At 41.5% G+C, this 24,247-nt stretch carries 21 protein-coding genes, 1 pseudogene, 1 riboswitch and 1 other annotated feature; of the genes and pseudogenes, 5 read left to right on the forward strand and 17 right to left on the reverse strand.

Annotated features, from left to right (window positions below):
* Positions 1–235 precede the first annotated feature (235 nt).
* From FQ087_RS14470 to FQ087_RS22485, 4 genes are all read right to left on the reverse strand, one after another.
* Positions 236–1,273: a ribonucleotide-diphosphate reductase subunit beta gene (locus tag FQ087_RS14470; protein ID WP_149581289.1), complete on the reverse strand. Its 1,038-nt coding sequence runs from the start codon at positions 1,271–1,273 to the stop codon at positions 236–238.
* A complete protein-coding gene (locus FQ087_RS14475) occupies positions 1,252–1,692 on the reverse strand; it encodes a flavodoxin (protein ID WP_149581290.1) in 441 nt (146 codons plus the stop codon). The genes FQ087_RS14470 and FQ087_RS14475 overlap by 22 nt, the downstream gene beginning before the upstream one ends.
* Entirely contained in the window at positions 1,677–3,899 is a 2,223-nt protein-coding gene (locus FQ087_RS14480; RefSeq protein ID WP_149581291.1) for a ribonucleoside-diphosphate reductase subunit alpha, read from the reverse strand. The genes FQ087_RS14475 and FQ087_RS14480 overlap by 16 nt, the downstream gene beginning before the upstream one ends.
* 210 nt (positions 3,900–4,109) lie before the next feature.
* Positions 4,110–4,289: riboswitch (cobalamin riboswitch) on the reverse strand.
* A gap of 44 nt (positions 4,290–4,333) precedes the next feature.
* A complete protein-coding gene (locus tag FQ087_RS22485; protein ID WP_188006763.1) occupies positions 4,334–4,480 on the reverse strand; it encodes a hypothetical protein in 147 nt (48 codons plus the stop codon).
* A gap of 169 nt (positions 4,481–4,649) precedes the next feature.
* Positions 4,650–4,855, forward strand: a binding site (T-box leader).
* Positions 4,856–4,906: 51 nt separating this feature from the next.
* Here FQ087_RS22485 and argS point away from each other — a divergent pair.
* Positions 4,907–6,571, forward strand: a complete 1,665-nt coding sequence (gene argS / locus FQ087_RS14485; protein ID WP_149581292.1) for an arginine--tRNA ligase — start codon at positions 4,907–4,909, stop codon at positions 6,569–6,571.
* 1,034 nt (positions 6,572–7,605) lie between these two features.
* Here the strand turns inward: argS and FQ087_RS14490 are convergent.
* Together FQ087_RS14490 and FQ087_RS14495 are read right to left on the reverse strand one after the other, a co-directional pair.
* A complete protein-coding gene (locus tag FQ087_RS14490; RefSeq protein WP_149581293.1) occupies positions 7,606–8,046 on the reverse strand; it encodes an NUDIX hydrolase in 441 nt (146 codons plus the stop codon).
* Between the two features lie 33 nt (positions 8,047–8,079).
* Complete coding sequence (locus tag FQ087_RS14495) at positions 8,080–8,643, reverse strand: group-specific protein (protein ID WP_149581294.1); 564 nt, start codon at positions 8,641–8,643, stop codon at positions 8,080–8,082.
* Between the two features lie 166 nt (positions 8,644–8,809).
* Here FQ087_RS14495 and FQ087_RS23095 point away from each other — a divergent pair.
* Positions 8,810–8,974, forward strand: a pseudogene (locus tag FQ087_RS23095) (IS1380 family transposase); the annotation flags it as partial.
* Positions 8,975–9,334: 360 nt separating this feature from the next.
* On the opposite strand, the gene FQ087_RS14510 reads toward FQ087_RS23095, so the two are convergent.
* From FQ087_RS14510 to FQ087_RS14530, 5 genes are all read right to left on the reverse strand, one after another.
* Positions 9,335–9,943, reverse strand: coding sequence for a zinc dependent phospholipase C family protein (locus tag FQ087_RS14510; protein ID WP_149581296.1), 609 nt, complete (start codon positions 9,941–9,943; stop codon positions 9,335–9,337).
* Between the two features lie 229 nt (positions 9,944–10,172).
* Positions 10,173–12,101 carry an FtsX-like permease family protein gene (locus FQ087_RS14515; protein ID WP_149581297.1) on the reverse strand — a complete coding sequence of 643 codons (1,929 nt, stop codon included), beginning with the start codon at positions 12,099–12,101 and terminating at the stop codon, positions 10,173–10,175.
* On the reverse strand, positions 12,088–12,864 hold the full coding sequence (locus FQ087_RS14520; protein WP_149581298.1) for an ABC transporter ATP-binding protein: 777 nt from the start codon (positions 12,862–12,864) through the stop codon (positions 12,088–12,090). The genes FQ087_RS14515 and FQ087_RS14520 overlap by 14 nt, the downstream gene beginning before the upstream one ends.
* 136 nt (positions 12,865–13,000) lie before the next feature.
* A complete protein-coding gene (locus FQ087_RS14525; protein WP_255452345.1) occupies positions 13,001–14,023 on the reverse strand; it encodes a sensor histidine kinase in 1,023 nt (340 codons plus the stop codon).
* A 14-nt stretch (positions 14,024–14,037) separates the two neighbouring features.
* Positions 14,038–14,721 (reverse strand): response regulator, encoded by a 684-nt coding sequence (locus FQ087_RS14530; RefSeq protein ID WP_188006765.1) that lies wholly within the window; start codon positions 14,719–14,721, stop codon positions 14,038–14,040.
* Between the two features lie 248 nt (positions 14,722–14,969).
* Between FQ087_RS14530 and FQ087_RS14535 the strand changes: the two genes are divergently transcribed.
* The 3 genes from FQ087_RS14535 to FQ087_RS14545 are packed head-to-tail and all read left to right on the forward strand — an operon-like array spanning position 14,970 to position 17,640.
* Complete coding sequence (locus tag FQ087_RS14535) at positions 14,970–16,100, forward strand: betaine/proline/choline family ABC transporter ATP-binding protein (RefSeq protein WP_149581299.1); 1,131 nt, start codon at positions 14,970–14,972, stop codon at positions 16,098–16,100.
* Complete coding sequence (locus FQ087_RS14540; protein WP_149581300.1) at positions 16,097–16,750, forward strand: ABC transporter permease; 654 nt, start codon at positions 16,097–16,099, stop codon at positions 16,748–16,750. Before FQ087_RS14535 ends, FQ087_RS14540 begins: the two co-directional genes overlap by 4 nt.
* Positions 16,751–16,752: 2 nt before the next feature.
* Positions 16,753–17,640 carry a glycine betaine ABC transporter substrate-binding protein gene (locus FQ087_RS14545; protein ID WP_149581301.1) on the forward strand — a complete coding sequence of 296 codons (888 nt, stop codon included), beginning with the start codon at positions 16,753–16,755 and terminating at the stop codon, positions 17,638–17,640.
* Between the two features lie 161 nt (positions 17,641–17,801).
* On the opposite strand, the gene FQ087_RS14550 is transcribed toward FQ087_RS14545, so the two are convergent.
* The 6 genes from FQ087_RS14550 to FQ087_RS14575 form a co-directional block, all read right to left on the reverse strand.
* Positions 17,802–18,353: a PepSY domain-containing protein gene (locus tag FQ087_RS14550; RefSeq protein WP_149581302.1), complete on the reverse strand. Its 552-nt coding sequence runs from the start codon at positions 18,351–18,353 to the stop codon at positions 17,802–17,804.
* Positions 18,354–18,439: 86 nt separating this feature from the next.
* Positions 18,440–19,135 carry a PepSY domain-containing protein gene (locus FQ087_RS14555; RefSeq protein ID WP_149581303.1) on the reverse strand — a complete coding sequence of 232 codons (696 nt, stop codon included), beginning with the start codon at positions 19,133–19,135 and terminating at the stop codon, positions 18,440–18,442.
* A gap of 38 nt (positions 19,136–19,173) precedes the next feature.
* Entirely contained in the window at positions 19,174–20,538 is a 1,365-nt protein-coding gene (locus FQ087_RS14560; RefSeq protein ID WP_149581304.1) for a sensor histidine kinase, read from the reverse strand.
* Positions 20,528–21,235, reverse strand: a complete 708-nt coding sequence (locus FQ087_RS14565; protein ID WP_149581305.1) for a response regulator transcription factor — start codon at positions 21,233–21,235, stop codon at positions 20,528–20,530. The genes FQ087_RS14560 and FQ087_RS14565 overlap by 11 nt, the downstream gene beginning before the upstream one ends.
* Positions 21,236–21,329: 94 nt before the next feature.
* Positions 21,330–22,967: a M20/M25/M40 family metallo-hydrolase gene (locus FQ087_RS14570; protein WP_149581306.1), complete on the reverse strand. Its 1,638-nt coding sequence runs from the start codon at positions 22,965–22,967 to the stop codon at positions 21,330–21,332.
* Between the two features lie 81 nt (positions 22,968–23,048).
* Positions 23,049–24,233 (reverse strand): M20 metallopeptidase family protein, encoded by a 1,185-nt coding sequence (locus FQ087_RS14575; RefSeq protein WP_255452346.1) that lies wholly within the window; start codon positions 24,231–24,233, stop codon positions 23,049–23,051.
* Positions 24,234–24,247: the final 14 nt, after the last annotated feature.

A 24,247-nucleotide genomic window follows, 5' to 3' on the forward strand; every position in this document is an offset into this window, starting at 1 on the left:
TAGCCCCCGTTATGCTCGCCATGGGGGCACTTATGACCGCCATGGCCTTGATTATGACCGGCACATGCTATTCACTTAATACTAATTCGATGCATCTAATTCAAACATAAGAATACATGTAAAAATTGAGCAAAGACTCCTATGAATGGTAGTCGAAACAGATTTGAAGGGAATCTCCATTTCAACTTATATAATCGTAAAAAAGCACACAACTTAGGTTGTGTGCTTTTATTATTTACAAATCATCAAAGCCATTAAGATCACTTGTTTTGACGTATTGACGTGAAGATTGTTCGAAGAAGTCGGTTTTTGTATCGTCGAAGCTGTCGACATATGCGCGAATCCATTTCATTGGATTGTCAGTGAACTCGGGATAAATTTCACTAAGTCCGAGCATGCGGAGCATTTTATTCGCGCGATATTTCACATAGCCTTCCATTTCAGCAAGGTCGATACCTTCAATATCCGCAAGCACATAACGGCTCCAGATGACTTCTTGTTCGACCGAATGTTTGAACTGATCGTAAATCCATTCCGTAAATTCATCTGTATTATGTTCAGGATTTTCTGCCAGTGCCGCGCGGAATATATCACTTATCGCTTTACCATGTTGTAATTCATCACGATTAATATACGAAATCATCGTCGATGTACCAACCATTTTCTGATTGCGTGCCAAGTTGTAGAAGAATGCGAATCCGCTATAGAAAAATAATCCTTCAAGCAGTGTTGTATAAACCATCGCTTTCAATGCCGATTCGATCGTCGGACGCTCTGCGAAGTCGTTATAAACTTCTACAATACGCTCATTACGTTTCAACAGCACTTCGTCTGAACGGCCCATTTCAAATGAAGCCATCTGCTTATTAAGAGTCGTAACGGAAGAAAGTACGTATGCGTAGCTGTGATTATGTTCACTTTCCTGATCAGCGATAGTGGCCATAATCGATTTAACGGAAGGATCAGTTGTATAATCTGCCATTTTTAAAGCGACTATCGTTTGTGGTCCGTCAAGTGTCGCGAGCAAGCCAATAATTTTAAGAAATGCGTCTTGTTCAGTTTTTGTCAGCGACGAGAATTGCTTAACGTCTTGTGTCATATCGACTTCATTGGCCGTCCAAAATAGTGAACGAATTTGTTGACGTAATGTATAGAAATGGGGATGAGCGATGTCGTTCCAGTTGAGGATACCACTTGCCTTACCACCAAAAATAGCCGTTGATTTGTTTGGATGTGCAGGTTCCAAGACCTTCACGCGTTTAAGTTTTTCCAATGTCTGATGACTCCCTTCGACCATTCAATTACTTTTTCTTGCTGGATACCACGCGGACTTTGTTCGATTTTAAGTGGCTCATAAGGGGATGCGTAAAAACGTGCCAACTTCACTGCTGCGTGGCAAAACAATGCATCGCCGCCAAATTGGGTATCACCCGTTCCGAAGACATATACATTATCCGGTTTATACCCCACATCCGCTACAAAGTCTTTTACTTCGTTAGGCGTTGAGCCTTCCTCCCACGTGAATGATCCTAAGATCATCGCATCAAAATCGCGGGGGTTCGGAATGACGCCCCCACCGATTCGAAACGTTGTAACAGCTATATCTTCCGTGACTAGCGTTTCTTCAATCATTTCCGCAACTTCCTGCGTATTTCCGCTCCAAGATGCGTAGACGATTAAGAATGACACCATTCACACTCTTCAATATCCGTCGCAGTTGAACGTGTATAATACGTTGTTTTCATGCCCGACTTCCACGCTTGTATATGAAGTTCAAGCAAAACAGATGCACGAATTGAATTCGGAACATAGATGTTGAAAGAAATTGCTTGGTCAATATGACGCTGTCTTGCTGCGTTTTGTTTGATTGACCAACGTTGATCGACGATATAAGCGGAGCGTCGGTAGACATCATATGTGTTGTGATTAAGATCAGGTGCAACAACTGGAAGCTTATAATCTTTCTTTTCTTCATGATAAAACGGTTTGAATACCGGATCAATTGATGCAGTCGATCCTGCGATGATGGATGTCGAACTATTTGGTGCAATTGCCATCAAATAACCATTACGCATACCGTTTGTTGCCACATCGATGCGGAGTTCAGACCACTCCTTTGAATCATAGTTCTTGTTTTCGAAATAAACACCGGACTGCCATTCAGATCCTTCATATAATGGATACGATCCTTTTTCAGTAGCCAGTTTCATTGAAGCTTTAATCGTCAAATAAGCTATCTTCTCATATAATTTATCAGCATAATCCACTGCTTCGTTTGATTCCCATTGAATGTTTTGCAGGGCAAGCAAATGGTGCCAACCGAATGTTCCTAGTCCGATCCCACGGTAACGAGCGTTAGTACGCTGTGCTTGTACAACAGGTATCTTATTGAGATCGATGACATTATCAAGCATGCGTACCTGAATTGTAATAAGTCTTTCCAAAACACTTGCTGGAACTGCTCGTCCAAGGTTGATGGATGATAAGTTACAAACAACGAAATCTCCTGGTTTTGAACGCGTCACCACGATATCATCTTCGAGCGTAACTGACTCGAATTCAGTCGGGCTCATATTTTGCGTGATTTCTGTACAAAGATTCGACGAATAAATCATGCCTTCATGTTTGTTGGCATTTGCACGGTTTACTTCATCACGGTAAAACATGTAAGGCGTTCCTGTTTCCAATTGACTACGCATAATCCGTTTCATAAGATCGATAGCAGGAACGATTTCCCGGCTGATCTCAGGATTATTAACACACTCTTCGTATTTCTCACGGAACGAACCCGCACCTTTTGTCTCATCGTAAAAGTCCTCAAGTGAATAGCCCATAACCGTCCGAACTTCATGTGGATCAAACAAATGCCACTCTCCACGTGCATCAACTTGTTCCATATAAATATCAGGAAGGCAGACGCCTGTGAAGATATCGTGTGCGCGTAAGCGGTCATCTCCGTTGTTCAATTTAAGGTCAAGGAACGTGAAAATGTCTTTGTGCCAAACATCGAGATATACCGCAATTGCACCTTGTCGCTGACCAAGCTGATCGACACTTACTGCCGTGTTATTCAACTGCTTAATCCATGGAAGTACGCCACTTGAAGCGCCTTTAAATCCACGAATAGACGAGCCACGACTACGAACTTTACCCATATAAACACCGATTCCGCCGCCATATTTCGACAAGTTAGCGATGTCCGTATTGCTGTCATAGATGCCTTGCAAAGAATCGTCGACCGTGTCGATAAAGCAACTCGACAATTGGCCGTGCGGTTTTCCAGCATTCGACAATGTCGGCGTTGCAACCGTCATATATAGACTGCTCATTGCCCAGTATGATTCCGCTACTTTTTCAAGTCGGTTAGTTGTCTCATCCTGCATCAATGTCATCGCGATAACAAGCCAGCGCTCTTGCGGAAGTTCAACCGATTGTTTGCTAAAGTCAACAGCGACGTAACGGTCCATAAGTGTTTTCAAACCAATATATGTGAATAGCTTGTCCCGTTCTGGTTCGATTAGATTGCCAAGAATGACAAGGTCTTCTTTTGAATATTTTTCCGTCAGTACAGGTGTATATAAACCTGCATTAACAAGAAGTTCGACGTTTTTCGCGAAGTCTGTATAGACTTTTGCGCCACGTAGTTTTTCTTGACGGTTGTAAACGTCCCAAAGGTGGATACGTGCAGCAACAAACGTCCAATACGTTGTCGCCTCATCCAGATTGCTAAGCGACTCTAATGTCATCGCCTTCGCCCACTCCGACCCAGTTCCCTCAGTGTGTTTCTGCTGCCAGCGATCACTTGCTGTAATAAGGGGCGCTATTTCCTTCGCTCCAAATTCACTTTGTAGTTTACCTAGTAACTGATCGATACCAGTATTTACAATTGTAGTTGTCATAATTATTGTCTCCTCCTATATGTAGATCAATCATTTGCAGACGCTAGTTAGTTTACGTTTATTCATATAAATGAGTGACAGCTTCACCTTTTCGGTAGAACCATCACTCATGGATTGGTTGTCGATAACAAAATGGAGCCGCGGGGAATCTTCGAGAAAAGAAGTTCGACGGTATCCCGTTCGCTTCCACTCTCAACCCCCGAAGAAAGTGTCGCTTGACGATGAAAGGCAGGTCTCCTAGCTTACGCTTCACGCTCACTGGCCTGTCACATGGTATTTTCCACAGTGGCTCATACGGCGGTCGTGGGCGCTTACAGTTGCGGGGAAAGCTCCGAATTTTCCGGGCTCCCTTTTAAACCAATATCCGTACCATTCTATCGTTCCATACTATATGTTGTGGCTGTTTATCTCTTTATACCCTAACATGTTGTGTTCTAGACGTAAATAGGTAGAAATTCGTCTTGACCGACAATCAATAACTTATCCACATATCCACAGCCATTCTCCCTTGTCGCTTTGACCGTCATCATCGGCATTGATGCAAATGACATGAAAGTTATGAACAATAATTTGAAATCCATTTTTTTTTTGCAAGACGCCTCGTTGATAGATCAAGTAAATTCCCCATGACGTCCAATACTATATAATGTGTTCTACACAGAAACAAACACGAGATAACTAACTATTCAAAACTATGAACTATATCTGTTTTTTTATTGACACTTAACCTTGCGTTTGCTACATTCAATTACAACATCTGTGATGAAGAGAGTAGCAATTATTTCTTTTTTAGCGAACTGGGGGCGGTGGAAGCCCGGTGAAGAATACTTGTGAACCGCACTTTGGAGATGCTTTTCCAAGCGTTTGAGGAAAAGCCGGTGTCTCGCCGTTATGAGGAAGTGGCCCCTATACGGGCAATTTGAGTGGTACCGCGGAAGTAAGCTTTCGTCTCATTAATTTGAGATGAGGGCTTTTTTTATTCTACTATACTAAAAGGGGTTTTGACGATGAAAACGGTTGTCTTGCAAGTACTACAACAATTTAGTCCCGTTCCATTGAATGAAAACACGTTAGAAAAGCCAGTCCATGCACATTTAGGCGATTTGGCTTTACCGTGCTTCCCATTCGCGAAAGAACTTAGAAAATCACCCATGGTTATTGCCGACGAAATTGCCCAGGCAATCAATCATCCACTAATTCGTAAAGCAGAAGCCGTCAACGGATATGTGAATATCTTTCTGGACCGTACTACAGTTACCAGTGCCCTACTGCAGAAAATTCTAGATCAATCCGTTTCCTACGGTTCATCTAATGAAGGAAATGGTGGGATTGTCACAATTGATTTGTCTTCCCCCAATATTGCCAAACCATTTTCCATGGGGCATCTGCGCTCTACCGTCATCGGGAATTCGATTGCACTACTACTTGAAAAGAATGGTTTTAAGACCGTGAAAATTAATTACATCGGCGATTGGGGTACCCAGTTCGGGAAGTTGCTGACAGCCTACCGAAAATGGGGAGACGAACAAGAGGTCCTGCAAGCTCCAATTCAGACGCTGCTACGGTTGTACATCCGTTTCCATGAAGAAGCGGAGCATAACGACTCGTTGAACGACGAAGGGAGAGCAGCGTTCAAAGCCCTAGAAGATGGAGATACTGAAGCGCTGGCATTATGGAAGTGGTTTAAAACGGAATCCCTCAAGGAATTTCAACGCATCTATGATCTACTCGGTATTACCTTTGATTCCTATAATGGCGAGGCCTACTACAATAACAAGATGGAACCAATTGTTACTGAATTGGCGGATAAAGGGTTATTAAAAGAATCAGCTGGGGCACTTGTCGTTGAACTGGATGAGGATATGCCACCTTGTTTGATCATGAAATCAGACGGTGCTACATTATATGCTACACGTGATTTAACCGCTGCAATCGATAGAAAAGAGACCTATGATTTCGTAAAATCCCTATACGTCGTCGGGAATGAACAAAGTCTCCACTTCACGCAATTTAAGAAAGTGCTTAGTAAAATGGGCTACGATTGGGCAGACAATATACAACACATACCTTTTGGGCTTATTTTGAAAGCAGGCAAAAAGATGTCGACCCGCAAAGGAAAAATCGTCTTACTGGAACAAGTTTTAAACGAGGCGATTTCACTTGCCCAGACTACAATCGAAACGAAAAATCCAAACTTAGCACATAAGGCCGAAGTCGCTGAAGAAGTCGGCGTCGGAGCCATCATTTTCGGTGACCTGAAGCAACATCGCAAACATGACATCGAATTCAACTTAGAAACAATGCTTCAGACAGAAGGTGAAACTGGTCCTTACGTTCAATATGCATTCGCACGGGCCAGATCAGTACTAAGAAAAGCTGGAGAACTACAGACGTATAGCGTGGATGAAGTAAATGATTTCGAATGGGAAATCGTAAGAGAATTAGAGCAGTTCCCGCAGATAGTCAAACGTGCTGCGGATGATTTAGACCCTTCTATCATCGCAAAATACGCAATTGACCTTGCCCAAACTTTCAGCTCGTTTTACGGCAATGTCAAAGTGCTTTCAGATGCAAATCATTTACCATACAGAATTGCGTTGATTACAAGCACTGCGATTGTCTTGAAAGAGGCCTTGCGACTGTTAGGAATGAAGGCACCTGAAGAAATGTGACGGATACTAGTGACGTCAGGTCCATATTTCGTAGCGAGTTCTTTCCAAGAAAAAGAGCTAAAACCATAATCGTTTTAGCTCTTTTTTTCGAGAATTCATCTATAAGTGGAGATATTGTGTACAACTAATAAAACGTTAAACATATACGTTCAGCGTTTCGTCATAAAGCTCTGCTATAATTTTCACAGTTCGTTGCTGCAAAACTCTCAAGGGGACCTGACACAAAAAGTCCTAAACCCGTTCAGTGTGTATTCGATTCAATAATCCTCATTACGTTATCAAGCGCGATTCCAGTGAGTTCCGCTTTAACGGTTGGGCTTGTTTGCTTCATATGCATATTCAGGACAATTACCCTGTCACGTTCCGCGCTAGCCTTTTCTATCCCTTGCTCTATTCCTTTTTTTATTCCTTTTTTTTATTCCTTGTTCTATTCCTTTTTCCATCGCATCATATTCTCGTTGCCTTTGATCCTTCAAATGGATTTCTCGTGAGATGGCAATCGCACGTGTTTTTGGATCTTGACTCAAACGTTGATTGTTTTTTATACACTGGCACCCAACGGTTACAATATGTTGTTCAATTAGTTGTTATCGACAAAACACTGCATTCAACAATACTATGTGCACATTCAATAAATCTATTCTTTGATACATTCAATTTAGTAAATCAATCCATTTGGAATCTTTCGGCAGGAATAAACGCTTCATATTAATTATATTTTGGAGATAAACCAGTTTGATATATATGTTTCAGAATTCTTTTCAACGGAAATAATCTTATGTCCTGTTCCAACGTTTGAATAGTGTAGCAATGTATTACTAATTATCTTTTCTTTCACAAAACAAATATTTTCAATCCAAGTACTCGATTGCCCAGTCACCCAACCTCTTTCTTCGAATTTCCTTTGTATATCTTTTGGAAGGGTCGGCGAAGCGTTATCGAAGGGAAGCGTTAACTTATCTATATAGTTAAGTAAGGGAGAAAACCCCATTTACTTAAATAATACTGCCTCATTTGTTTAAGTTGTAAGTGCTTCAAATATTCTTTTGAATTAGCTCTAATAATGTTTCAGGGACAAGTCTTAAATTTCCATTTTGAAATTCTTTTAAAGGAATCCAAAGTAGTTTAAAAATTGTTCCATCATCTTCTTGTCCCTCAAAAGATGCCTTGCTGTAAAATGACGTGTCAACAAATGCAGCATCATATACCATTACGATTTCATGACCAATATCACCATTAAAAGTGAAAATGTTTTCAATCGTTCCAAGATATTTTGGCTTTGTGATTTCGGCTCCAATTTCTTCTTTTACTTCTCTTTTTAATGCGACTATGCTCGTTTCTCCGAATTCGATTCCCCCACCAATTGGGCGATAGTAGTGATCCCCCTTTAATGGATCATAACCTTCAAATACAAGAATGGAATTACCACTTCTAAACAAACAGATAACCAGTGGTCTTATTATTCCTTTTCTCATTCCAGGATTACTCCTCCTTTAAATAAGAGTCCTTCAGTTGAATTTATCGCTCCAATTTATTATTTCTGCATCTGATATGTTCACCTCGCCCAAACTTAAAATATGAGGGATAAACGCAAACAGTCCAAACCTAGCCCCCTTCTTATGTTCTTCCTCGAAATAATATACAGTGTCTTTGGGAACTTTGGTTAATTCCTTGAATTTTTCAATATCAATGATTTGAATATCTTCAACATTCATCTCTACTGCTGGACCTTTGTAATTTTCTTTACGATATAAATAAACCGCGTTTTTATTATTTATTAAACTTTTTGAGGGTATCTTATAAAATGTCAAATCCTTATTCACATTAATATCCAACTTTTGTAACGCACTATAAACAAGATGGGGGTGAAGTGGTAAAAAATGAATTACGTCATTCCACAAGCAGTTAATTTTTGGTATCCTTCTTTCTAAAAGCTTTGGTCTTTCAGGATGATTAAAGTACTTTTTCGTATACTCTTTGTAAAGTTCTTCATTTAATATCCTTAAATTATTCAATGAAATAAGATTGTTACCCGCCATAGTTTTAGGTACCATATGATATACGTATTTCATAAAATCCCTCTTCCCCACTTTTTTATTTTCTATATTGTTTTCCTTTTTAAAGACTTTAATGGTCGATATTTCTAACATAAGCTATAAAAAAGTTACCAATCAACTTTAGATCATGCAGAGACTGAATGTTATGTTGAGCAAGCGGAGTACGTAGAGAATCCATGTACAAACGCGCATGCAATTTCAGACCATTCTCAAGAGACTTGTGAATCTCGCAAGTAAATTGGTGGAGTCGGGTAGATCCCTTCACTTTAAATTGTCGTCAAGTTTCATTTTTCAACAATTCTTTTGGAAAATCTTCATTAGAATTCAACCGCTAAAAATAGAGTAGCTTTTAAATTACGTATTAGTTTCGACCTAATGATTTTATGTAATCTCCAGCGAAGGCGTCGACTGGGTTCGCCGAAGCAATGAGACTGATAATGGTATTCTTTCAGGCTTATCACGGGAGGCATGCCCAAGCGCAAAGCATTGTTGGTAGGATTCTTCATGTCAATATACGCGGTTATTATAATATAAGTAAAAATAACCACCAAGAAAAGAGCTTGTCCGAACCTCTCCATTTTTCAATTTCTATTGGTACACAACACCTTTGGGAAGTGGGCAAGTTGTGTACACCTTAAAAGTATTCAAATAATAAAGGATTTTAGTTACATGGGGGATTTATTGAATAGGCGTATATAATTCAGCACTAAGTAAGTATAGATTTTATATTCAATACCCCTATATCAACTGATGTCTCTATATAACCAACTATCTGATTAAACGTAAATACATTAAGCTTTTCATTAATAACTGCCTTATCGTACTCCATATCGCCTAATACATAAGGCATGAATTCTTCAACATCTTTGGACTTAACCTCTTGCAAATCAATGATTGCAGGACGATAACTGAGCATTTTTCTCAATTCGTCCGCAAAACCATAGTATTCTACTAATTTTCCATTTAGTAAGCGAAAATCATTATGGTACACATTAGATACTTCTTTATCAACCTCCATTCTGTTTTTCAACCAAGGTAAATAAAAACCTTTTAGCCATATATCATCAGCAATTAAATGTGTAAAATACCCCAATATATAATGACTTTCTGCTTGCGAACTATATTTTTGTAAAAATCCTTTATAATCAATGCTTCTTGAATAATCTTGTACTTCACCTGTATAGAAATGTGATAAGTCTTTAGGTGAAACTGCATCTGGAGCAATACCACCAAGTAAAAATCGAGTTCGATCTTCTATTGATAGACACTCTGCAATTCTATTAGCAATGACCAAGTGCATTAGCCTTGAACCCATAATTCCCCTCCCCCTTCAATAATTCATTTAATTATTATGACTCGTTAGACTAATAACATTATCATTTATTAATTCAGATATTTTAAGTCTATCATAGGTAGTATTGGTTGATAACTAGCAACCTTTAACTATCACTTTACTAACCATTCCATCTTTATTACGACTCATCTTATTTCCAATAAAATTATAAAAGCCACCAGAGTGTATCGAACTCTGGTGGCTTTTATAATTAAAACGCTGTTTTTACAGTCTTCCGATAATAACCGACCGTCAAGAAAGCGAACATAAGGTAAATCATTGCATAAATGCCCATCGCTATCGAAGTTGGCACTGTTATATCAGACATAAACATGAATGATGCTGCCTTGATGGCAAACACGGAGTGAAATAAGCCGATCAATAACGGCATTCCAAAGACGAATACCTGTTTACGGATAACGCCGCGCATGATTTCCTGAACGGTAAAGCCTAACTGACGTAGTGTCGCATAGCTTTGCTTCTCCTGCTCCGCTTCTGTCATTTGCTTGAAGTATAAGATGCTACCTGTCGAGATGAGGAATACAAGTCCAAGAAAGCCCGCGATGAAAATGAGCAGGCCATTGCTCTGCATCGACCTCGTATACATTGAGTAAAAGTCAAAACTATGATTATCATCCTTCAGATGCTGAAAAATTTCAGATGCTGCTGCTAAATTCTCATCATCCTCCACATTTACCACATACATTGTTTCAAGATGCTTTTCATGCCCTATGACTCCCACAGCTGGTAAGGTATTTTTCAGTTGTTGATAAACAGCATCTTCTACAACAAGTTGCGAACCGCTAAAAGGAAAGTTCACGACATTTCCTTGCCCAACTTCACTAACTTGCATTCGCACTTCATTTTCTCCGCTCGACAAAACAATATCAAACGGCATTTTCATCGTTTTCAACAGCCATACAAGCGAGGAGTCATGAAAAGAGGCTGTCTTTGTAGTCGGCGTTTCGATAGCAAGTCCAGCATCTTGCAACTGCCCCGCACTAATCACTCTCACTCTCATCATTGTTTCCAACCATTCTGGTGCTGCATCGGTATCAATTATTCCGTCTGTCCAAAGTGTCTCAACTCCTGATTCCGTAAAGGTGATGTCTTGTTCAGCAAGTTTCTGCGTGAACTGCTTCGCCTCGTCTTCGCCTGTTTCAAACATAAAATCAAACGGCATCGCGAAACGTGTCTCTTTTTCTGTCGAATAATAAAGTGAGTACGCCCCTGCCAACATGGCAAGCGTCATCGCGGATAATACCGTAATGATTGTCAGCGAGTTAGCATTCCCCTTCATTCGGTGCATAAGAGGGGCAAGCGACAAACTATTATTCAAACCTAGATGCCCTTTTTTCCGCATTCGAATTTGATAAAATAGCCAGCTAATTGTGACACGGAATATGAGATACGTCCCCAAAATCGTTGACGCTAGCACCGCCAACATATTGAAGAACACCAACGCGTTCATCATATTCCCTGACAACCAATAGCCGAAAACAACGAGCCCGATTCCAAGAAGCGCCAAAACAGCCGATACGAATGTTCTAGGCTTTTTCGGATGCTCCCCTTTTTTATCAGCATTGAAGAGTCCCAGTAACGTACTACGATAAACGGCATACAACATTTGAGCAGACGTCAATGCAATGATAGCAACAAACACAAAGGCGGTTTGGATAATGGCCGCCATCGAAAAAGACAACTCGATGAACCCCTCGTAACCTACAAGTTTCATCAGTAGTAACAAAAACACACGGGATACAAGCAACCCTGTACCAATCCCAATGACAAGTGCACCTATCCCAAGAAGGGCATTTTCAATAATGAGAAGACGCGCGACTGCCCCTTTCGTCAACCCGATTAATTGATATAAACCAATTTCCCGACTTCTTCTTTTCAAGAAAATAGCATTCGCATAGACGACGAATATTCCGGCTATAAATATTAGTAAAATACCGGCTGCTTTAAATGCGGAATCCATATTCATCGATTCTTCTGTCTTCCCGATAACCGCCGTATCATATTGTAATGTCGCAAAAACAAAGTACAGCACGACGCTTAAAATAAGCGCAAAAAAGTACAAGTAATAGTGCTTAATATTCTTTCGCATACTGCGAATAACAAGGTCAAATAGAGTCAACGCTGTCACCCCCGAGCACACCTTGGACGTTTAAGATGTCCTGGAAAAAGGCCTGTCTCGTTTTATCGCCACGGTACAATTCCGAATAGATATTACCATCTTTCAGGAAAACGACACGGCTACAATAGCTAGATGCGACTGGATCATGCGTTACCATCATGATTGTGACATTACGCTCTTTATTGATAGCTTCCATCGTACCGAGCAAGGATGAAGCCGATTTCGAATCAAGTGCCCCTGTCGGTTCGTCCGCAAATACCATGGAAGGTTCGTTTATAAGTGCGCGCGCTGCCGATGTACGTTGCTTCTGGCCACCTGAAAGTTCGTGCGGGTACTTATGTGCAATATCCGTGATCCCGAGAATCGCTGCAATTTCACTGAAACGAGCTTCAGCGTCCTTCTTTTTTATTTTACCGAGTGAAATCGGAAGCAGAATATTTTCTTTGGCAGTCAGTGTATCAAGCAAATTATAATCTTGGAATATAAATCCGAGTTTATCACGGCGGAATGCAGACAACCCTGCATCTTTCATTTTAGATATATCGGCTCCATCTATTAAAATTGCACCATCAGTAGCACGGTCAATTGTTGCAAGAACGTTGAGTAGCGTTGTTTTCCCCGCTCCTGAAGGTCCCATGATCCCAACAAATTCGCCTTCTGCTACTCGAAGTTCAATTCCTTTCAATACTTCCTGCACATTGCCCCGTGTTCCAAATGACTTTCGAACATTTTTCGCATGTAAAACGGTTTGATGTTTTCCCATCATATATGCCTCCCTTTTTTCCTGCTTCGGTCGTTAAGCCTCCGCTTTCATTTCTTCATGGTCTTATCGTACCGCGCGGCAAAGTATCGGTCGTTTGATTAACATGACAAACAAGGTACCCAATGTGACATTGTTGTCACTTGAGCACCTTATCAAAGTCGTTTTCAATTGAAAAAGTCATCTGCACAGTGGTTCCTTGACCTATTTCTGATTGCACATGAAGCGTGATACCAATCTTATCCGCAACAGTTTGTGCAAGATAAAGCCCCAGTCCAGTCGCTGCATTATAAAGTCTGCCCGCGCCGCCCGTAAACCCTTTATCAAAAACACGGGGAAGATCATGCGCTTCAATGCCATGGCCTTCATCTTTTATGTAGAGAATGCCGTTACCGGTTGGATTGACACTCATCGAGATGATAATCGTTCCACCAATCGGGCTATATTTCACCGCATTTGTTACAATTTGACGAATAATGAATCGACACCACTTTACGTCTGTGATGACTTCTTCACTTTCTCCTTCAAATTCCACCGCGACATTCTTTTCTATACACCACGAGGCAAGTTCGCGAACTTCTGCGGTAACCATACCGTGAACATCTGTTTTCTCCAAAACATAATCTGCTTCAAGTGTCGACATTCGGGATATGTATAACTGCTGGTCGATAAGTAGGTGAACACGAAGCCATTCCGCCTGTATTTTCCGAATCACCGGTTCGTGGAGATGGCCATCCATCGTCAGTTTCATCGCAGTTAGCGGTGCTTTTACTTCGTGCACCCAAGCGGCTGTGTAGTCACTTTCGATTAAGTTCGCATACCTTAATTCAGAGATCTCTTTTAATGAAGAAACAGCCACCAAACGCATAGCTTCCATAGCAACTTTATCACGGCTAAAGATCGGTTCAGGAAATGCTTCCTGCCAATCAAGCGAAGGCTCACCTGCAAGATTCGAGAGTTCCTTTGAAAATCTCATTTCCTTCCGGTACCGCCAAATCACAAATGTAGTAAACGCAATAAGAAGCAAAACATTAACATATAAAACAGATGAGAGTTCTGTATCGATTCCGGCATCTAGCCAAATTAGTGTATCTACGAATCCAAGTGCCAGTAAAAAAAAGAGAATCCAGCTTTTCATATCCCCCAAATACCTTAACAACATTGGAACATCCCCTCCTACAGCGTAGTCGCCATATAACCTAGTCCTTTTTTCGTGACAATCGCTTCGCCAAGCCCTAATTCCGTGAGCTTTTGTCGAAGACGCGTGACATTAACAGTCAACGTATTGTCATTAACAAAGCGTTCGTCATCCCAAAGTTTTCGGATCAAATCATCACGCGAGACAATCTCATCATTTGATTGAACAAGTACCGCCAATATGAAAAACTCATTTTTCGTCAATTCGACTTCATTGCCAGCCTTTCGAATGACGCTACGCTTCATGTCAATCATCGCTCCATTCCATTCAAGTACATCTGGAGCCTCTTCTCCATACGCATATGTCCGCCTGAGGAGTGCCTGGATTTTAGCAAGCAGTACATCTGAATGGAACGGTTTCTGAACATAATCATCCGCTCCCATATTCATCGCCATAACCATGTCCATCGGGTGATCACGTGACGATAGAAAAATAATGGGTACCTTCGAAACTGCACGTATTTCTCGGCACCAATGAAACCCGTCATAAGCGGGCAACTGAATATCCATAATAACAAGATGCGGTTTTTCATCAATAAAATCAACCATAACATCATGAAAATCTTCAGGTCCCTTTACAGTGAAAGACCATTGCCCCAGTTGCTCTTTTAACGAATTAAAAATTGCTTTATCGTCCTCAACGACGAAAATTGTCATAACCATTTTCCGATGCACTTCCCTTCTTTCATTCATTCTAAAGGAACGTACAACAGACAGGCAATTTAGACACTTCAAAACTAAATGTCAACCAATTCCTGCAAGTTCACTCTAAATGTGGTATAGTAAATAAATAAGGCATCGCTCCAAAGTTTATTTGGAGCACTAAATGTCTGCTTTTTTTTAATTCCTAATGATTTTTTAATCTATTATTAGGAAATAAATTCGTTGTAAAATAACTATGGGAGGTACACATGCTCAAATTTGAAAATGTAAGCAAAGTGTTCGATGGCGGATTCCAAGCAGTAAAATCTGTCAGTTTTGATATTCCAAAAGGTGAATTTCTTGTTCTCATCGGCCCCAGTGGTTCAGGTAAATCGACAACAATGAAAATGATTAACAGGATGGAGCCCCACACAAGCGGAAAAATCACGATCAACGGTAAGGATACTAACTCCTACAATGCCTCCGAACTACGTCGGAACATTGGGTATGTCATTCAGCAAATCGGACTTTTCCCCCACTACACAATTGAAAAAAACATCGCGATTGTACCTCAACTTAAAGGTTGGAATGAGAAAGAAATTAAGGCTCGAGTCAATGAACTTCTTGAATTAGTCGGTCTTGATCCTAAAACGTATGCAACTCGTTACCCAAAGGAACTTTCGGGCGGCCAGCAACAGCGTGTAGGTATCGCAAGAGCGCTCGCAGCAGATCCAGATGTAATTTTGATGGATGAACCTTTCAGCGCACTCGATCCACTTACAAGAGAACAGCTTCAAAACGAATTGCTTTCATTGCACAAAAAGTTAAAAAAGACGATTGTTTTCGTTACACACGATATGGAAGAAGCCCTAAAAATGGGCGATCGCATCGCTATTATGAAAGATGGAAAACTACTACAATTGGACACCCCAGAAAAATTACTTCATGAACCAGCCCACGGCTTTGTAGAAGAGTTCATAGGAAAACACCGAATCATTCAAAATCCTGAACTCATGCCTGTTATCGATATTATGTCGGAATCGGTTATCACTACTACTCCTCAATGGTCTCCGGAGAAAGCTCTAGCGCTTATCCGCCAACGAAAAATTACGAATCTTATTGTTGTCGACGATGACAAAAAGTTACTCGGTATCGTTTCCGCCTACGATGTGATCAAAAGATTAGACAACATTAAAACAATTGAAGAAATCATGATGCCCCGAGAGCCATTCCTATATGAAACCGCGACGGCTAAAGATGCAATTATCTTGATGGATGAAGCACCTTACGGCATTATCCCAATTATCGATAAAACCCAAAAATTATTAGGCGTTGTTACACGGGGATCACTGTTATCCGCCATGTCCAGCCAGTGGACAGATACGGAGGAGATCCAATGAATAACTTAACTATTTGGCAACAGCTCACCCAACAAACACAAATGCGTTGGAAAGAGGTACTAGAAGCAACATCTGTCCATATTCAACTTGTATTCTTCTCTATGATTATCGCCATAATACTTGGTATTACGCTCGGCATCTTGATTACTCGCGTTCCTCAGCTCACGACAATCGTACTTGGTGGCGCGGGTGTCATGCAGACAATTCCAAGTCTTGCATTGCTCGGTTTCATGATCCCTATCTTTGGAATTGGTGTAAAAACAGCAATTGCTGCCCTATTCCTCTACTCATTACTACCAATTATTCGCAACACCTACACAGGTATTAAAGATGTCGACAAAGCGACGACAGAAGCAGCAAAAGGGATGGGCATGACGAGCATGCAGATCCTGTTCAAAGTAGAATTACCACTTGCGATTCCCGTCATCATGGCCGGAATACGTACAGCGGCAGTTATTAACGTCGGGACAGCAACACTCGCAGCTTTCATTGGAGCTGGTGGACTCGGTGATTTCATCTTCCTTGGTATTACTCGTGGAATTGATGGCTTGATTTTACTTGGGGCAATCCCGGCAGCAATCCTTGCGATCATCCTTGAAATGCTCTTTAGTGGGGTTGAACGCTGGACAACGCCGAAAGGATTGAAGTAACAATGAAAAAAAAGTTACAAGTTCTGTTCTCGACAGTACTCGTCGCAAGTATGTTGTCAGGATGTATTTTCATCGAAAAAGATTCACTGACACTTGGCTCACGAAACAATACCGAAAGTATAATATTGTCACACATCATGGGGCAATTGATTGAAGATAAAACAGATATTGAAGTCATTTACAAAGAAAATCTTGGTGGTTCGAACGTCGTTTGGAACGCAATGTTAAACGGTCTGATCGACGTTATACCCGACTATACAGGGACAATCGTCGTCAACTATTATCACGAAGATCCCGGTACAGCTGAAGAGACCTTGGAAGCAACGAAACGACTCGTCGATGGCGACGGCATGATTGCATTCAATACGTTTGGCTTCAATAATACGTATACGCTCGCTTTAGACGAATCCAGAGCCGAAGAACTCGGAGTCGTGACATTCAGTGACTTTGCTAAAGTATCTGAGGACTTTATATTAGGCGCAGTATTCGAATTTATCGACCGTCCAGATGGTTTACCAGGCTTTCAAGAAGAATACGGAATGAAATTCAAAGACGTCAAAGGAATGGACCACGGCATTATGTACCGTTCCATCGGCGCCAAAGAAGTGGATGTTATCAACTCATACACGACTGACGGCCAGTTGCAAGATTTCGATTTACGTGTGTTAGAAGACGATAAGTCCTATTTCCCTCCGTACCATGCACTTCCGCTTGTACGAAAAGAAGCGCTCAAAGAGTATCCTGAAATCGAAGAAGTACTCGCTTCTCTTGAAGGTATGATTGATGAAGAAGTGATGCAGAAGATGAACGCGAAAGTCGACAATGAAGGTATGATGGTTGAACAAGTTGCAGAAGAGTTCCTTATCGAAGCAGGTTTTATTGAAAATTAAATCAGGAAACGCACCTCTTATTTTAGATAAGGGTGCGTTTTTTCACGCAATGAGGGTTATGCTCGCCTTGCGATGAGTTATGCTCGCCATGAACGACTTTATGACCGTCACACACATTTTCTCCATAAAAATAGGGCTGTTCGGGAACAGCCCCCTTTACTTTAATCGTTATCGTTATCGTTATCATCACGGTCTTTTTCAAACTTCAGTACTTCACCTGAAATTGCGTCGATATCGAAGTCGTAGTCATATTTGTCATCTTGAATTTCGATTTCATAGATTACACGGCCATCATCTTCATCCAATTTAACTTCTGTCACTGTACCTTTTGCTTGTTTCATTGCAATTTTGACAGCAGCTTTTTCTGTTATGAATTTACCATCAGGAACGATCACTTTATCGTCGTCATCGTCATCATCATTACGGTCTTTATCTGTTCGTAATACTTCCCCAGTTTTTGCATCAATATCTAGATCGTATTCAAAACCATCCGATTTAATTTCAACTTCATAGATGTCGCCCGATATTTCACGATCCAATTCAATTTCCGTCACTGTTCCACCGACTGATTTTATAGCAATCGCTTTCGCTTCTTCCATCGTCAACAAACCTTTCGGCGTCGCCGCTAAACTTTGACCCGCATTCCCAACAATTGCAACTCCACCTATTACAAGCACACCAGCCAATGCTGGAATCATCATCCATTTCTTCATCTTGTATCTCCTCCTTTTGTTATTACCTTTATATTACTCGATGAACATGAGAGGACATTGTGAGGATTATTAGAATTTGGTGAGAGTCAATCCTCCCATGTGATAGACATTATTTCTCCTGAAATCGCATGAATTTGAAAGGTGCCCTCTCCATCGTCATCTGAGTCGATTTGGATTAGGTAGTAGCCTCCATCGGTCGTTCTTTCATACGATACATCATCCACTTCACCTATAAGTTGAGCTTCCGCAATTGTAATCGCATCTTCCATAGAAATAAGCACACTTTCTCCTGTTGTTTCCTTTTTAGTTTCGGAGATTATTTCCCCAGTTACTGCGTCGACCGTCACTTTTGTAAACTTCGGATCTTTCGACAGCTCCACCTCGTAAATCGGGGATTCGCCGCCTGTGTTCAATGAAATCCGGTCTGTTTCACCGCTATATTTCCCCTCTATAATTCCCTTCACCTTAGACTCTGAAAGTACATCCGGAATCTCTTCCTTTATTTCACCTGTCTTAGAAAGCGACAAAACACTCCCCGTCACTGCGTCGACTTCAGCCGAATAAACCGCTTCACCTCGCGTCATTTCTGCTTGATAGACGCCGTTCGTTATTGAGATTTGGTCAACAGTTCCACCGTACATGCTCTCCAACTGAGTTCGGATAGCCTCGGCTGCAATCGGTTCCTGCTTGTTGATCAAACTTCCTATATAAAATCCGCCCACCGTTAGAATAACTAAAGTAAACAGGGACGGAAAAATCCATGACTTTTTAAAAAAATGCATACTCCTTGCCTCCTTTCATTCATCATACAATTCCAACATTAAAAATCGGTGAGAAACTGTTTTTTAGGCATGATGATCCAAAAGGTGGTTCCCACGCCAACGCTACTTTCAAGTTTCAATTCTGCTCCAAGACCATTTGCCAGTTCCTTAGCAATCGACAACCCAAGGCCCGTTCCGCCTGTTTTGCGGTTTCTGTCTTCATGAACTCGGTAGAATCGGTCAAAAATGCGCGGCAAGGCTTCTTCAGGTATACCGTTTCCATAGTCAGTAACGGCAATGGAAATCTTAGTTTCATTTTCTGAAATAGTTGTTTTAATTTCTCGTTCGCTATATTTCCGTGCATTATCGAGGAGAATGAATAATAGTTGCCTCAGCTTTTCGGCATCTGTCACCGTAACCACGGAACTGTTCCCTTCTAGGATGAAATCTCTTGCGTGTGCTTGTCGCATTGGCTGTAAGGTCTTTTCAACCAATGAATTGATATCTGTTTTCTCAAAGTTAAACGCAACATGCTCCTGATTTCTTGCCAGATGGAGCATTTGCTCAATCATATGCTTCATCCGAATGGATTCTCCAAGAATTGCCCCGACTGACTCTTCCGCTACCGATAGGTCATCAAATCCTCGGCGTGAAAGGAGCCGCGCGTAGCTTTCTATAACAGTGAGTGGCGTTTTTAATTCATGTGAAGCATTAGAGACGAACTGTTCTTGCTTTTTGAAGTTACTCTCAAGCTGCCCCATCATATTATTGAACTCATTGCCCATCTGTGCCATTTCGTCTTTCCCTTCAGCCGGGACCTCAATCTTCTCGTATGTCCCCGTTTGCCTACTTTGCGACATTGTTTTAATGAGATTACCAATTGGGTTTATCACAATACGGCCAAGCGCTATGCTTGAAATTGTTATTGGAATCATCGCGATAAGTGTCACCCCGAGAAGGATAAGCTTAAGCAAGTATAAATTATTTTTTACATCGGTGAGAAGTTGAATCATTTGTAGCTCGACTACTTTGCCGTCCGTCCAAATGACTGGCTCTCTCAAGATAAGTACGGGTGTCTTTTCAAATTCGCCAATTGAATATCGTTTCCCTGAAGCGATTTCGGGATTGTAACGCTTCATCCCTTCTTCAGAACGGGACTCAACTTTTACCTTGTCAGTTGTTAGATCGATAATACGAGCTGCACCGTTTGGTGGTCTATAGGCATGGAGTACGGTCGCTGGATTGGTTTTTCCGGTCATCTTGCTAAGTGAAGTAATCAAGTCTTGCGATTCCATCTTAAGCTGATTGTATTCGGTATCAAATGCCAATTTTCCGTAAACGAAATAGATACCCGTGTTCGTCAAAGTTAAGATAACAAGCATCAGCAACGTAGAAAAAAGGTGAATCTTTGTTTTAAGTTTCATTAACCTGCTCCTTTAAAACATAACCAACACCACGTATTGTCTGAATAAGCGTGTTTTTTTCTCCTTGTTCGATTTTCTTCCGGACATATCGGATATACACATCGACGACGTTTGTATCGCCATAATAATCGAATCCCCATACAGCGTCTAGTAACTGTTCGCGCGACAGCACTTGGTTCGGGTGTTTTAGCAAGTGAAGTAAAAGATCGTATTCACGTGGTGTTAATTCAATAGAGCGCCCCTCTCTTTTCACTTCACGAGATTGATTGTGGATCGACAAACCAGCGAACTCAAGGAGGTGTTCATCTTTAGTCTCTACAGGCGCCGCAGGTTTCGAGAATCTTAGCGCCGACCGAATTCTTGCGAGTAATTCGTCGATTTCAAAAGGCTTCGTCACATAATCGTTCGCTCCAAGGTCAAGCCCCGCTACTTTATCCCCCACATCACATTTAGCCGTCAATAAAATGACGGGTGTATCTGCTTCCGTTGCTCGAATCCGTCGTAAAACATCTAGCCCATTCAATCCTGGTAACATGAGGTCAAGCAAAACAAGATCCCATTGTTGTTCGCGATATTTAATAAGCCCGTCAGGCCCTGTATGTGCGATACTTGTTCCATATCCTTCAAACTCAAGCTCAAGCTGCAGGACACGTGCAATATTTTCTTCGTCTTCAATGATTAAAATCTGTTCTTTCATTCGATTCACCTACCACTTTTTCTTTCATCTTAACAGATTTAGACAAAAAATAGAGACCTTCACTATTTCTGAAGGCCTCCATTTTTCAGTTACATTAGCCTGCGCATGTTTCCAGGCTTTCATTCGGGACATACATGCTCTTCACGAGGGTTTCCAGCATGACAGGCATTTCAACGAAAGCACTGTCGACATGTAAACGCTCAGTCCGTTGATGTGCATCTTTCCCAAATGGGCCTACATTGAGCACGGGTGCTTTCAACTGGGCCATCTCAGTAAAGGGAATGCTATACGTATCGCCCCATACCGGCGTGTTGCTTTCGAATGCAGCCCAGCCCTCTGCGTCATCTTCATAGTTTACATAACTTAGGTCACAAATTCCATTGAAGTAATGGATCTGCTCGACTGTATTATTGAATGTTTTCGCTGCTTTCTTCATTAACTCGATTGTTTGAATGACAAGTGGATCATTCGATGAGTTGATGGCTGGATAATACGGTGGTGCGTATAGAAGGATAGTTGCCGGTGCAAGTTCTTGACACTGAATCATGAGATTATCGACGATGCGGAGCGATTTTTCGCGGTCGTCCCACTCATCGTTATTAAGTGCTTCTTGTTTCAAGCGTTCAACTTCCTCCGCCCCTAATTTTATCAAGGCATGGTCAAGGAGCTGCTCATAGCGCAGAACTTTTACTTCCCCTACCCCCTTCACTTGCTCCCGTTCACAAATTATCTTGTAGCTGTCATTACACGTTGACATCGCCTCAATTGCCACTTGTTCGAACAAATCCATTACTTCCGATGCAGTACGCTTCATAAGGAAGACGTTATACAATGCCACTGCACGGTAAGGTGTTTGCGTCGAGTATTGCAATTTCAAATCCTTTTGCTGCAACGAAACCGGTAGCGGCGTACTTTCCCCAAGATCCGTCTCGCGAAACAACTCGTTCCATTCCATGCGTTGCGTCAAGTATGATGCAATATAGTTTGCAGTCATACCTTTCATCGGCTCACCAACATGCGTTTCTTTTCCATAGAACAATGCAGCGGGCATGATTTTCCCAATGGTACCTGAGTAGATATATTCAGCAATGTCCGTTGGGTTTTGTGAAAACGATGGCTCGCTATTTAAAAATAGTTTATACGTTAACCCTTGCTCTTCACGAATACGGACTAACTCCGTCACCGCAGCACGCATACCTGCTGAGTTCACCTCTTCATCAGGAACCGTAGTCAAGATAAGATTAATCGGCCATTTTTCGATGCTTGCTTTTTCAATGAGCTGCATATGAAGAGCAATCCCCATTTTCATATCCATCGTCCCTCGACCAAACAAGTAATTTCCTGTCTCAAGATCGATACGTACGGCATCTGGCAAATCTTTCTTATGTTTAGGCTCCAACAGCTTTTTTGTCAGCTCTTCTGGATGAAAAGCGAGCGGTTCCAATACACCATATTCCTCTGTCCAAACCGTATCAAAATGACTCATAAGCACGATTGTTTCCGTTGCCTCTGGGTGCTTGTATAAAGCAGTGACTGCATGACGACCAAGTCCGGCATCATGCAGTTCCAACCGTTCCGGATTATCCTTGAAATAAGTAAGTTCTTTTAATTTCCCTTCTAACTTGGGAGCGAATGCACACTCGCCCTCCGTTAACGTTCGGCTATCCCAGCTAACGAGTTCGCATAGCAGGGATCGAAGTGTAGAGGGTGTGCCCCATAAATAGTTTTTCATAGTAGATACCTCCTTTTACAGTTACCGGAACTCTGTTACCATTTCTAATTCTTTACGTTCAGAATAGTGTGGGTGATTTTCTTAACCCAAGCCATTCGTAAACTTTTCCGCAATTTTAACAAAATAATTTACACCGAATTTAAACGCACTTTCATCAATTTTAAACTTAGGATGGTGGAGTGGATAGGCTTCTCCAAAACTTTCATTATGAACGCCAATGAATTGCATCGACGCTGGCACAACTTCAGAATAGGCCGCAAAATCTTCTGCGCCGAATAATGGCTCTTCCATTTCCACCACATTGTCTGCACCAACAAGCTCTTGCGCCACACCCCTAGTAATAGCCGTTGCTTCTTTATCATTATGAACTGCAGCACATCCAATATCCCATTTAATTTCAGTTTTTGCGCCGTGTGCCCTTGCAATTCCCTCCACAACTTGCTCCAAGTATTCTCTCGCCTGTACGCGCACAACTGGATCATGTGAACGGATTGTTCCTCCAAGCTCAGCATGTCCAGCAATGACGTTCAACGAATTCCCACAATTGAATTTTGTCACTGTTATGACTGGGGCTTTCAAGATTGGTAATTTGCGAGACACAATCTGTTGAATATTGGTTGCAATTTCAGCACCAATAATTAGCGGATCGATTGTTAGCTCAGGTGTAGAAGCATGGCCGCCGCTTCCGATGACCTTTATTTCAAAGTCATCTCCAGCCGCATTCAATTTCCCTTCTTTCATCGTAAACTTTCCCGCATTTTCATAAGGATAGACATGAAGGGCAAAAACATAATCTACGCCATCCATAACACCTTTTTCTACAAGTTCAACGGCACCTCCCGGCGTTACTTCTTCAGCATGCTGGAAGATGAACCGAATTTCACCGCTTATTTCGTCTCTTTTATCTGACAGAGCTTTTGCCGCGCCCAGCAACATAGCTGCGTGAGCGTCATGGCCACATGCATGCATTACGCCAATCGTTTTAGATTTAAAATCAACGTCTGCTTCTTCTACAATCGGAAGTGCATCAATATCAGCCCGAAATGCAATTGTATACGTTTCCAGTTCCGACTTCTTAGTCCCCTCAAGCACCGCGTAAACGCTTGTCTTTGTCAGTCTCTTCACAGTTAATCCAGGAAAAGTTTTCAAGAGATTATAAATGTACTCTGACGTTTTATATTCTTGATGTGACAGTTCTGCATTTTCATGTAAATGACGTCTCCAAGTAACCACTTCTTCTAGTAATGCATCTTGTTTTATGACCATTATCCTAGCCCCCA

Origin of the sequence: Sporosarcina sp. ANT_H38 (genome assembly GCF_008369195.1) — a bacterium.
Taxonomy (GTDB): Bacteria; Bacillota; Bacilli; order Bacillales_A; family Planococcaceae; genus Sporosarcina.